The sequence below is a fragment of the Paenibacillus sp. 01T47 genome (assembly GCF_056398245.1).
In genome coordinates this window covers 279,853-291,866 of record NZ_JBFTPA010000007.1, presented here as the reverse complement: position 1 = coordinate 291,866, position 12,014 = coordinate 279,853, and the positions used below count along the sequence as shown (strand labels likewise).

Genomic DNA, 12,014 nt, shown 5'->3' with positions numbered 1-12,014 from the left:
GTTTCCCCATTTCCTTGGTATGATCTTATTTTACCGCAGGAAACTGGACAGCTGTCTGTCTTAGTTCTTATAACGGTTAACAATATTTTGAGCTCGCATAATAATTTCCTCCACGAGAGCCTGAGGCTGCTCAACCTTAACCTGATCGCCGTAGCTTAGCAGCATCCCATAAAACCAGTCATCTAACGTATGCTTGCCTTCTACACGCAAGCTTCCATCCGCTAATACAGTCACTTGATCCGGATGGAAAGCATCTCCTACACGGTGGCGCACCTGCGGCTGGAAAATAAGCGTTACGATGGTATCGGCATTTTTCGACCATTCTACATCCCATGCGTAACTGTCCAGCGAAGGAGTCTCACGGCGTTCAAATTGCTCAAACAATAGATTCAGCTTCTGTATGCGCGATAAACGGAACACGCGAAACTGCTCGCGAAGCGTGCAATAAGCCTGCAAATACCATATGTTTCCCTTCAAAATGAGCGCATACGGCTCAATCACTCGCTCCGTTTCCGTGCCGTTCATGTTAATGTAGCTGAGCTCCGCCTTCCGCGTCTCTTCAATCGCCTTCTTGAACAAGTTTACCTTGTCGCGCGCTGCTGGTCCCTGCCCCCAAGGGTTCAAATCAAAAACCAAGCTATCTCCAAGGTGATCGTTCTGAAGCTTATCCGATTTGTGCAGCAATGCTCTTACCTTCTCATGCAAACCAGCATAGGTCGCATCATCTAATGCGGTACCTATGCCTTTGACGGCTGCTATAAGCGACGAGATTTCTGCTAATGTTAAATAGTGACGAGACAGCGTATATTGCTCCATAATCTCGAACCCGCCCGTTGTCCCTTGATGAGCCAATACCGGAATGCCGGACTGGCTTAACGTATCCATGTCGCGGTAAATTGTTTTTGTTGATACTTCAAAACGATCCGCCAGCTCCTTGGCGCTTATTCGTCCCCGGTTAAGAAGCAGTACCGTCATCGCGAGTAAACGATCAATCTTCAAATCAGTTCCTACTTTCTAAGCTTTTGCATCTACATAAATCTAATTTCAGCAATCGGCCCACTCTGGACAAAACCTATATTTTGATAAACTTTGTTAGCAGCAGGGTTTTTATTATCCGCATACAGCATCGGCTCCCTGTTCTCTTCCTCCAAAATTTCACAAATTCCCGCTACAACCGCACTGGCATAGCCATTTCTCCGAAGTACTGACGGCGTATAAACCGCATTGATCCGTCCATGCCGCGGAGATCGATGTGCGATGTTGGCCATCGCTACTGGCAGCTCATCAACAGACCAGAAATATAAATTGCCTCTCATAACCATTCCCTCTGCAGCGGGCATCTGACTGGCAGGTATAACCGACGCCCCATACGCATCCTCAGAGAAGCCAGCCAAAAACTCAGCGACAAGCTCTACATGCTGGCGTGTTGCTTGAATCATTTTCCCTTTTACCTTCATGGGCTTAATCACCTTTGGGCATGAATAAGCAGTCATCAACATATAAGCACGATATTGCAGCTGGTTCACCTCCGCATACATTTTCGCGAACGGTTCTGCCGTAGACGGAGCTCCGCATATACCCGGCAAATCCGTTCCTTCGTAATAAGCGATAAGCTCCTGCATAAGCATGTCTCTGCGCTCTTCCGTCATATCCTCCGATAGCCATAACCAAGCGTTATGCCCAGGCGAACCTGCAAAGAGCAGCCGTCCGTCAGACGTCTTCAAGCTCGTTGCGCCTTCCAATGCCGTAATCAAATGAATCAGATTATATTGCAGCTCATCTCGCATAAATGGAAATTGATTTAGAACATGATCGTCTGGATGCAGTTTTTCTAACATATGATCCCTCCTTTTCTCGCTGATAATTAACACTCTCTATACTTTTAGAGCCGTCTAATTAATTCAGTCCAACACCAATACCCATAATGAGTAGGGATGTAACAACGATGTCTATTAACTGATCCTTATTTTAGCAAAAAAACCTTAATAGGTATAACGATATTGCTGCGTTTATACACGCTCACTTCAGCTGCTAAAATCCAAAATCCTGATGCGACAAATCGGTATTGACCCCAATGGCAGCTTTGCTGCCTTCGCCGGCTGCGACAACCAGCTGTGCAGGTACAATAATAGAAGAATCACCGGCTGCATATATGCCCCTTATGCTCGTTCTGCCGTAATCGTCCGTAACGAAGCCGCCTGCCTGTGTCATCGCACAGCCAAGCACCTCTCCGAAGTGCGCTGCTTGGCCCCATGATGGCGTAACAAAGCCGCCTGTGCGCTCAATCTCGGTGTTATTCGCAAATACGATACGATGAAGATGGCCATTCTCGCCATGGAGAGCTTTAATTTTTTGCTGCGTTACTTGAATCCCTCTTTGGCCTAGTTGACCGATTTGCTGCGAGCTAAGGCTGTTCATTCCATTCGTACAAACGACTACATTGCGACTCCAGTTAAACACCGTTTTCGCCAAATTGAAAATATTCGAGCCCTCCGAAATGACGACGAGCGGTTGATCACGCAGCTCCCAGCCATCGCAGTATGGGCAGCTGAACAAGCTTCTGCCATAAAAATCTCGTATGCCGGGGATAGCAGGCAAAGATTCCTTCAGACCTGCTGCCAAAATAAGCGTGCGAGCGTGATAAATAACACCGTTGCTTGTCATCAGATGGAAGCCCATCTCGCTTCGCTGCACCTCCGTCACTTTGTCAGGCTTAATGGTAACCGAAGGATACCTAGCAATATCTGCATGGGCTAATCGACGAAGCTCGCGCGGCTCAATGCCATCTCGCGTGATGAACCCATGCGACTCATGGGTTACCGCGTTTCTAGGCTTATTGTGATCAAATACAATAACAACTCTTCGCGATCTGCCCAGCACGAGCGCTGCATTTAAACCAGCAGGCCCGCCGCCGATGATGGCACAATCCAGATTCATATCTATCGCTCCCTTATCAGTTGAACTATTAACAAGCCGATACGTTTAAACAAATTATCGCTTATCTTTATTCAATCTGGGCAGGAAGGATGCATCTTGATTATGTAATGAAGGGCGTGCTGCAGGCAGCTTCTAAAGATTAATATCTTCTCACTTATGTAATCTCCAATCGACAATTTTCTTCACGAATTGTATAATTCTGTTGTTCCTTCATTAACTAACGGTGGTGACTATTATTTTATATGCAATCTCTTTGTTAGTTTCCTTTGCTATCGTTTATTTCTTAATTCCTCCGTTTGCAAAGCTGGCTTTCCGTCTTGATTTTGTGGACAAGCCCCGCAAGGATGTTGAGCGAAAAATTCATAGGGAACCGATCCCTCTTACTGCTAGTTATGTTATTTTCATCGGATTTTTCTTTACTTATTTGCTCGTCACAAGAGATTTCTCCCTGCAAACTGGCGCCATATTTCTAGGCGGCGTACTGCTTCTCTTCATCGGCACGGTAGATGATTGGTACAAGACGAAAGGCAAAGACTTTCCGTCGCTTCCTAAATTTATCGTCCAAATATCAGCAGCAGTGCTCGTTTATGCTTCTGGCATCGCATTTACCGGATTTTACAATCCGCTGTCAGGCGAATATGTGCTGCTTCCCGTTATTTTGCAGTTTACGCTTACGATTTTGTGGATCTTTGGCGTAACGACGGTCATTAACTTCTCCGATGGCATGGACGGGCTCGCTGGCGGACTTTCGGCGATTTCTGCCGTAACGCTGTTCGTTGTAGCACTGGCCAAAGGACAATCCAATTCCGCCATCATGGCTATTATTTTAGTAGGTGTCACCATTGCGTACCTGCGATATAACAAACCTCCTGCAAAAATCTTTATGGGCGATGCTGGAGCTACCTTCCTTGGGTTTATTTTGGCGGTCATTGCACTAGACGGCGCATTTAAGCAAGCTACCGTGATGTCATTGTTTATCCCGATTCTCGCTCTCGGCGTACCGATCTTCGATAATATATTCGTTGTCGTGAAACGCATGCTGCAAGGCAAAGCGATCTATCAGGCAGATGCAAGCCAAGCGCATTATCGCTTGCTGCGGGCCGGCCTCAATCATAAGCAGGTCGTCATGTTCCTATGCTTGGTCAGCACATGCTTATGTTTATCATCTATCATTTTGCTGCTTGTTCAGATATAAGAAATAGGGATGCTCTCAAGCGATTTTATTCGCTTAAGAGCATCCCTTTTTTTGTTTAGATTCAACGACTTCATGAGACTAGACGCCGCCTTGCTAAACCTCGAACATAATTTAATTTATTGATGAAACATTTTCCCTTATTACTCAGTCTGATTAATTAGCAAATATTTCAAATAGGTAGCGGGTGTTTCATGAACAGAGCTCTATCTGTATTGGCCAAGCACGACCACACCTCACTCACCAAGCCTTTTCACAACACCGCTCATTTGTCCCAGCATAGAAAGCGGGTCCTCCCTCAGCCAGTCCTCGGACACCTTGTACACTTGACCCAGCTTGACGGCGCGAAGCTCTTGAAACATTACATTTACTCGGCCCGTTTATAGTTATATCGAGTGAACTATTGGAGGCGTTTCTATGATAAGAATGATAAGCAAAACCACTGGAATATGCCTTTTACTATCAATGCTCCTCCTCTCCGCTTGTACGAAAGCCGAGGAACCTGCAACGCCTCAAATAGAAACGGGTAAAGAGAATGCGTGTCGATTTAGCCTCGACAGTGAGCTTCTAGAAACAGCCGAAAAAGGGCAGCTTAAGGGTTTGAAAGTAAATTTAAACCACTCTAGGAGCGAACTAGAGCAAGCCTATGGACAGCCTGACGAGGTTGGATTTGAAAATGCTGATTATTTAAAATATGATAACTGCTACTTCTATATTTGGGACGAAAATAAGATAGGCGTAATCGATATAAAAATAAATGAATCCGTAGAACAGGTTAAAAAGGTGTTGGGAGAACCAGATTCCGAAGGCAATTCTGATGGCGGGTATGATGAATATGGCATTAGTTATACAACAGGAGATTATTCTTTATATTTTATGTACGAAGACGCGGCATCAACTGAAGGAATCGTTCGAATAAAGAGCATGAATTAACTTGTATTGCAAGAACAGCGACAGTCTCGAAAGACTGCCGCTGTTTTATAGAGCATTCGTTTCTGAATACACTGAAAAGGGAGGGGAATATTACTTTTTCTCCATTACAGCAAAGTAGTTTGCTTCATCATCTGCAAAGTTGAATACTCTTCCAGAAGGCATCGTTACAATGTCACCGACAGTGACACTTTTATTGGACAAGTCGCCATGCAACTGTTCGAAGTGTTCCGTAAAAAACATTAAAGATGGTGTACCAAGATTTAATCCTGGTGACATTTTTGCAACGAATTCCTTATTATGTAGAATGATCGTTGTTTCTGAATCCTTTGTAGGAGCAATTTCAATATATCGAAACCCTTGGCCGTTATTTTCTTCAGAAATGACTTGAAAGCCTACTTTTTCTGTCCAAAATTCCACTGCCTTATCTTGGTTATCTACATACAGCATGATTTGACCGACTTTACTAATCATTGATTGTTCCACTCCCTTGTTTAAGTAATTATCATAATTGAACTGGGCGTTCCTCAGCCAGCTTGTCTCCATTACCTCCTTATATTATAGCATGTAGAATAGGTTATCAATTGAGCATATTCTGATCTTTGCGGCATACGTTATGATGCACATGAAACACTCAATAGAATGCAATCACCTCAGACCAGTCCCATTGCCCATAATAAGAATCTGCTTGGTCGATACCTTTTATCCATTCCACTGCATGGTGTCCATCAATGTCCGCCATGATTACATTTGCTGTAGTATAATCATCCCTCACCCAAAAGAGCTTCGAATGAAGAACAACCGGGTTATAAGCGCCATACTTTCGGGAGGGCTTTGTCATATGTTTTTGCACGCCATTATTCAGCTCCACCCTCACTAAGTAAGGAAATGCTGCACGGCGCTGATCGCCATCTGGCTTAGATTCCGCTGCTCTCGACACAATAATATGCTGCAAATCCTGCCAAACAAATGCTTGATCAACGAAACGCTTAGGTGTATAGGCAGCCCCCTTCTCAGATGTCACTTCCAGCACCTTCAGCTGTTTGTTACTGGTGGCCTCGCGCCCGATCCCTGCAATGTAAGCGAGCCGGCTGCCGCTCTTTGCCCATGAGAACCACTGGTGATTATTCACCATCTCATCAAGTGTTCGAAACACAACGCCGTCCGTTGAAATCACACAGAGGATGTTGCTATCGGCCGATAATGACGCGGTTGGCTTAGCAAGAAATGCGATCCATCGACCATCAGCAGACCATTTGAACTCGCTCGTGCCGACTGCAAAAAAATCGTCAGATGGTGCTGGCAGCACATGAACGGTTGTATAGGTGCGAGGATCGTCCATTGTACGAAGTGGTATTTGATAAAGATGGATCGGCGTCCATCCATCCGGGAGCAGCTCTGACTGTGAAGAAGCAAAAAAACCTTTACCATACGGCAGCCATGAGAAATTATCTATGGCGGCAGCGGAACCAAGCGGTTTGTCCGGCGAGCTCGCATCAACGTATTGCAGTTGATCCTTTATCTGATATGCCAGCAGCTTATTCTTCGGTGCCCATTGAAAATTTTTGCCGACATTTGCAGCGACGAGCTTGCTCTTGCCTGTTGGCAAATGCAGCACCCATAGCTCTTGCTCTGCATCTCCCTGCGTATATGCAAGCCATTCTCCATCGAATGACCACTTGGGATTTCGCACAAAAGGTCCGCTTACAAGCTTCTTCTCCACTTGACCTGTCTTTAGCCAAAGCTCGCCATTTCGCACAAAAGCAGCCCTTAGAAGTTGTTCTTGTTCCCCATTCGGTGCCGCTGCAATATCTGCTCCACTCGTCATAAATAACAACGCAAGAAACGAAGCGATCCAAAATTTAACGATTCTCATCTAGGGAACCTCCCAAAAAAATACTTGTGGTTACGGTTCCCTTTACTGGTGGAAACATGCATTTATTCGTTCTGTAACTTTTCGTTTTTTTTGTTTCCAGTTTGATACCGATTTGTAACTGTTCTGTTACGAATTATTTTAGCTGCCGCCATATAATTGATTTACAACGATTCATCATCCAGAGGGGCTGAACACCATTTTTACCATCGGTATTATTCGTAATCATCGCTTTTTCCACCGTCTTATTCTCATCGACCTTGCTGCAATTCTCCCCATTCAAATTCATGTAGGAGGATTCCGCCATGCCTAAACCAATCGGCAACAGTAGTCGCTATATGCCGGGACTGGATGGCTTGCGCGCCATTGCCGTTCTTGCCGTCATTGCTTATCACTTGAACTTGCAATGGGTACCGGGCGGACTGCTCGGGGTTACTATGTTTTTTGTCCTCTCTGGGTATTTAATCACGGACATTTTGCTGAAACAGCTTCATCCTTCCAAGAAGTTAGATCTCAAAACGTTTTTTATTCGCCGAGCTAGGCGATTGCTGCCTGCGATGTTCCTCATGATAGCTGTCGTTTCATTATGGCTGTTGATTAGTGATACAGGCCGGTTATTGTCTCTAAAAGGCGATATCGGGTCAGCGCTTCTTTATATAAGCAACTGGTATCTTATTTTCCATGAGGTTTCCTACTTCGAGAGCTTCGGCCCCGCTTCACCGTTCGGCCATTTATGGTCGCTTGCAGTGGAAGAACAATTTTATTTATTGTGGCCCCTCGTGCTGTTAGCCGTTATCCGCTTCTCTCCAAAACGGGGCAAACTTGCACTGTGGACACTGGCGGCAGCTGCGGTATCAGCCGGTGCGATGATCCTGCTTTACCAGCCGGGTGTTGATCCAAGCCGTGTTTACTATGGAACGGACACCAGAGCCTTTGCCCTTCTCATTGGGGCAGCGCTTGCTATCGTTTGGCCGAGTTGGAAGCTGTCATCGACCTTGTCTGCACGCAGCCGCATGCTTATGGATGCTGTAGGCACGTTCGGCTTCGTCATCATTTTGGTTATGATTAATCAGACCAATGAGTATGATTCTTTTCTATATCGCGGAGGCATGGTGCTGTTCTCCCTTGCTACTGCGGTTGTCGTGGCTGCACTCGCCCATCCCGCAAGTAAATTCGCAAATGTAATCGGAAGTAAAGTGCTTGCATGGATCGGCGTCCGTTCCTACGGCATTTATTTATACCATTATCCAATTATCGTGTTAACGACTTCAACGGCCGAGAGCGGGGAGCTGCATCCTGTAAGAGCAATTATTCAAGTAATCCTAACGTTCGTACTTGCTGAGCTTTCTTGGCGGTTTATAGAGGAGCCTATAAGGCATGGTGCGCTTGGAAAAATATATTCCCTGTTTAAACAGCAAATAACGGAGCGGATTGGATTAAAAAAAGCTAGCAGTTATCTCGCCGTGCTTGTCATTGTATTCTCGAGCGTATCCTGCACAAGCAGTGTGAATTTGCAGTCAGCCAGCGGCGATAGCACGAACAATGAAACATCTGTAGTTGCGCCCGCCAAGCCGAATGTTTCGGAGGAAGCTGCTCCAGGCAAAGATCGTGAACAAGGCAAGACTGGACAAAATGAAGCTGTGATCGAGCCTAAGCCAGCTGAACCAGAAAAACAAACGCCTCCGCAAGCGACGGAACAACCTGGTCAATCTAATACGGCTCCGGGTACAGGTAAGGATAAAACCGAACCGTCTATCACCGATCCCGAGCATCCGAAAGTTGATACCATTGTGAACGGTACCGATGGCAGTAAGCCAAAACCTGTACCCACTGTTAATGACAAACCAACCAGCAATCCCGTACAGGGAAACAAAGATCAGAAGCCTGTACCAGACAAACCGACTGTCACCCCTATCGATCAAAACAGCGTGACAGCAATCGGTGATTCCGTCCTATTGGATGCTGAACCATTCCTAGAGAAGCTGGTTCCGGGTATCGTGGTTGATGGAAAAATTGGAAGACAGTTTGGGCAGGCATTAGATGTGATCGAGGGCTTGAAAAAAAATAACCAGCTAGGGAATACGGTTGTCATTCAGCTCGGAACAAACGGTGCCTTTACGACAAAACAGATGAATGAGCTTCTTGACACGTTAGGCACAGAACGTCAAATCATATTCATCAATACGCGTGTCCCGCGCAAATGGCAGGATTCCGTAAATAAAATGCTCGCAGCCACAGCGAAAAAGACGGAGAACGTGACCATTGTAGACTGGTATACAGCAAGCAAAGGGAAAAAGGACTTTTTTGCCGCTGATGGCGTGCATTTGAAAAAGCATGGAGCACAGTTTTATGCAGACCTGCTCATTAAAGCATTAGACAAATAAAGAAGAGTGCTTTGAAGGTGTAATCGCCTCCGAAGCACTCTTTCTTTATGATGCTCAATTAGGCAAGCGCCATCTTTACCTGCCTAATATAGAAGAAACGAACGATGAAGAAGTAAATGACTTGAACGATAAAAAATAGGCCAAGCACGAGTATGGATTCCTTGAGCAGCGAGTATTTAAACATGTTGGATAGTGTCATGAGGGCAACAGCCCCATGTACTAATGCCACCACGATTGGTGCAAAGAATAGCAATATAATTTGTCGATTCAGTATTTTTGCAAGCTCTTTGTCGCTTAGGCCCATTTTCGAAACCGCTTTGAACTTCTGCCTATCATCATCCAAATCGCTGTACAGGCGGAAATAAAGAAAACTGCCTGCGGAGACAAAAAACACGATTCCGATAAACAAACCAATGAACAGTATCGGGCCAAAGCGCTCGCTTAACACGGAATTTTGAAATTCAAGCGCGTAAAACTCATATTTATCGCTATAGGGAATAAGATTCGTAAGCTTACCGCCTGCCTTTATGGCTTCTTTCTGCCGCAGTGGTCCATGCCATGCATAATAATGGCTCTCTTGTACTGGAGGCTGGAGTTTTGCAAATTGTTCATCCGATACAATGAAATAGCCGCTGAAACCATGTACCGCTGGCGATACAACAGCTCGATTGGCTTCAATCACAACACTGGGTTGCAGCGTAAATGGCTCGTTAAGCATTGCTTTACCCGCTCGTGACAACCCAAAGTCGACAACCGCTGCTTTGCCGCCTGAAAGCTTAATCTTATCTATTTTCATTAATTCGGCCAAATGGTTATAGTCGGATTGCTTAACCACTACAATCATTTTATCGCTATTGGAGGCCTTGTAATAACCAAGCTTAAGCATTGCTTTTTCATTTGCGATGTTCGATTCTTTCAGTGTGCGATCAATCTGCTCCATATGCTTTTGCTCGCTGCTATCACCATCCGTCGTTGTCCGGTAGGTGAATAGATAAGGATTTCCCTTAACATGATCTCCTCCGATGATGGATTGAAATCCATAAAGCGAGCCTATCGCACAAAACGAGACAGTGGAGATAATAGCGACCAGAAAGAACGAACGCGCGTTGTCCTTCAAGCGGTAGGCGAGATCGGAAAAAAGCAGCATATTCGTTTTGAGCCAAAAAATCGATTCCATACTCTTTAGCTTCCGAATGATATAAACGCTAAGCTGTGTAAACAGCAGGTAGGTGCCGATGCAAACCATGATCGTAACCGGAATGAGCAGAAAAATAGCCTCGGTCCCATCGGCTCGTAAACTAAGAAAGTAGCTTGCTCCAATCAATATTGGTACTAGCATGGAAAGAAGGAAGGATGACTTTGGCTCACTTTTCGCTTGCTTGTTTGCCTTTAATAGCGTAACCAGCTGCCCGCTGCGCAGTACGGTAGAAATAAAAAAAGAGATGAGAATAAATAGAATCAAAAATGAAACCAGAGTGAGGGCAATAGCCTTATAAGGAATATAAAAGGATAGCTTTTCATTGATGGTAAGAACATTTTCCCCTGCAAGCAAAATCGCCTTTGCAAACACAAGTCCCAAACCAATGCCGCCGATAATGGCAAATAGGCCAATAATCATATTTTCCAAAAAAATCATCAGACGGAGCTGGACAGTGGTCATGCCCTGCATGATCATCAGCCCAAATTCTCTTTTGCGCGATTGTAGAAATGTACTCATGGAGTAGAGAACAAAAAAGAAGGAAAAGACATAAATAATCCACTTGGATACAGAAAGCGCAAACGTAGCACTGGAATGAATATTTTCCCCGCTAAGGACAGGGTGATATGCAAAGATAGAAAAAGTAAAGAAAACCATCACCGTAAATAGACTGCTGAGGAAATAACCTGCATAAAGCCGTTTGTTACGAGTGACGTTACGGAATGCGAACTGGCGAAACGTCATTATGATATCCTCCTAACAGCGAAAGCGTATCGATAATTTTTTGGAAGAAGGTTTGACGATTGTCACCCCGATGGATTTCCGTATAGAACCTACCGTCCTTAATGAAAACAACGCGATTGCAATAACTAGCAGCCACCGCATCATGCGTGACCAGCATCATTGTTGCTTTCTGCTCGCGGTTAATTTTCTCCAGCAGTTCCATAACATCCTTCGCTGCTTTGGAGTCAAGATTTCCTGTCGGCTCATCTGCCAGCAGCAGCTTGGGGGAATGAATCATAGCCCTTGCTATCGCTGCTCGCTGTGCCTGCCCCCCAGATATTTCATACATGCGTTTATCCATAATCTCTGTAATGCCCAGCTTTTCTGCTATGGCTTTTACTTTTTTCTTCATTTCGCTAACCTTGTTGCCATCTAATGTCAGCGGCAGCACAATATTCTCCTCAACCGTCAAGGTGTGAAGCAGATTGAAATCCTGAAAAACAAATCCAAGCTCACGGCGGCGAAATATAGCTAACTCATTTTTGTCCAGCTTGCTGGTCGTTTTGCCGTGAAAGGATATGTCTCCCGTTGTCGGCTCGTCAATCGTTGCAATTAAGTTCAGCAGCGTTGTTTTCCCGCTTCCAGAGGGGCCCATAATCCCAACAAAATCACCATCATCAATCGTTAAATTAATGTCGGTCAAAGCCCGATAGGACATTTTACCTTCATATATTTTACTAACCTGTCTTACATGCAGCATACTTAGATCTCCTTTCA

12 protein-coding genes are annotated in these 12,014 nt (G+C 45.1%); 3 read left to right on the top strand and 9 right to left on the bottom strand.

Annotated elements, in window-relative coordinates:
• Positions 1 to 60: 60 nt before the first annotated feature.
• From AC1DOV_RS17095 to AC1DOV_RS17085, 3 genes are all read right to left on the bottom strand, one after another.
• Entirely contained in the window at positions 61 to 999 is a 939-nt protein-coding gene (locus tag AC1DOV_RS17095) for a helix-turn-helix transcriptional regulator (RefSeq protein WP_477550549.1), read from the bottom strand.
• A gap of 29 nt (positions 1,000 to 1,028) precedes the next feature.
• The gene (locus AC1DOV_RS17090) at positions 1,029 to 1,838 is read right to left on the bottom strand and encodes a GNAT family N-acetyltransferase (RefSeq protein WP_477550548.1); all 810 of its coding nucleotides are present in this window, start codon (positions 1,836 to 1,838) and stop codon (positions 1,029 to 1,031) included.
• A gap of 193 nt (positions 1,839 to 2,031) precedes the next feature.
• Positions 2,032 to 2,937 (bottom strand): NAD(P)/FAD-dependent oxidoreductase, encoded by a 906-nt coding sequence (locus tag AC1DOV_RS17085; RefSeq protein ID WP_477550547.1) that lies wholly within the window; start codon positions 2,935 to 2,937, stop codon positions 2,032 to 2,034.
• Positions 2,938 to 3,163: 226 nt separating this feature from the next.
• On the opposite strand from AC1DOV_RS17085, the gene AC1DOV_RS17080 reads away from it, so the two are divergent.
• Positions 3,164 to 4,132, top strand: a complete 969-nt coding sequence (locus tag AC1DOV_RS17080) for an MraY family glycosyltransferase (RefSeq protein ID WP_477509507.1) — start codon at positions 3,164 to 3,166, stop codon at positions 4,130 to 4,132.
• Between the two features lie 233 nt (positions 4,133 to 4,365).
• Here AC1DOV_RS17080 and AC1DOV_RS17075 read toward each other — a convergent pair whose 3' ends face one another.
• On the bottom strand, positions 4,366 to 4,491 hold the full coding sequence (locus AC1DOV_RS17075; RefSeq protein ID WP_441878445.1) for a hypothetical protein: 126 nt from the start codon (positions 4,489 to 4,491) through the stop codon (positions 4,366 to 4,368).
• A gap of 55 nt (positions 4,492 to 4,546) precedes the next feature.
• On the opposite strand from AC1DOV_RS17075, the gene AC1DOV_RS17070 reads away from it, so the two are divergent.
• Positions 4,547 to 5,062: a DUF4309 domain-containing protein gene (locus AC1DOV_RS17070; RefSeq protein WP_477550546.1), complete on the top strand. Its 516-nt coding sequence runs from the start codon at positions 4,547 to 4,549 to the stop codon at positions 5,060 to 5,062.
• A gap of 90 nt (positions 5,063 to 5,152) precedes the next feature.
• Here AC1DOV_RS17070 and AC1DOV_RS17065 read toward each other — a convergent pair whose 3' ends face one another.
• The 3 genes from AC1DOV_RS17065 to AC1DOV_RS17055 form a co-directional block, all read right to left on the bottom strand.
• Positions 5,153 to 5,533, bottom strand: coding sequence for a VOC family protein (locus AC1DOV_RS17065; RefSeq protein WP_441878494.1), 381 nt, complete (start codon positions 5,531 to 5,533; stop codon positions 5,153 to 5,155).
• 160 nt (positions 5,534 to 5,693) lie between these two features.
• Positions 5,694 to 6,935 (bottom strand): TolB-like translocation protein, encoded by a 1,242-nt coding sequence (locus tag AC1DOV_RS17060; protein WP_477550545.1) that lies wholly within the window; start codon positions 6,933 to 6,935, stop codon positions 5,694 to 5,696.
• Between the two features lie 133 nt (positions 6,936 to 7,068).
• Positions 7,069 to 7,221: a hypothetical protein gene (locus tag AC1DOV_RS17055; RefSeq protein ID WP_339205563.1), complete on the bottom strand. Its 153-nt coding sequence runs from the start codon at positions 7,219 to 7,221 to the stop codon at positions 7,069 to 7,071.
• Positions 7,222 to 7,237: 16 nt separating this feature from the next.
• Between AC1DOV_RS17055 and AC1DOV_RS17050 the strand changes: the two genes are divergently transcribed.
• The gene (locus AC1DOV_RS17050) at positions 7,238 to 9,316 is read left to right on the top strand and encodes an acyltransferase family protein (protein WP_477550544.1); all 2,079 of its coding nucleotides are present in this window, start codon (positions 7,238 to 7,240) and stop codon (positions 9,314 to 9,316) included.
• A 58-nt stretch (positions 9,317 to 9,374) separates the two neighbouring features.
• Here the strand turns inward: AC1DOV_RS17050 and AC1DOV_RS17045 are convergent, their stop codons facing one another.
• Together AC1DOV_RS17045 and AC1DOV_RS17040 are read right to left on the bottom strand one after the other, a co-directional pair.
• Positions 9,375 to 11,258, bottom strand: a complete 1,884-nt coding sequence (locus AC1DOV_RS17045) for an FtsX-like permease family protein (RefSeq protein ID WP_477550543.1) — start codon at positions 11,256 to 11,258, stop codon at positions 9,375 to 9,377.
• Complete coding sequence (locus AC1DOV_RS17040; RefSeq protein WP_339205567.1) at positions 11,230 to 11,997, bottom strand: ABC transporter ATP-binding protein; 768 nt, start codon at positions 11,995 to 11,997, stop codon at positions 11,230 to 11,232. The genes AC1DOV_RS17045 and AC1DOV_RS17040 overlap by 29 nt, the downstream gene beginning before the upstream one ends.
• Positions 11,998 to 12,014: the final 17 nt, after the last annotated feature.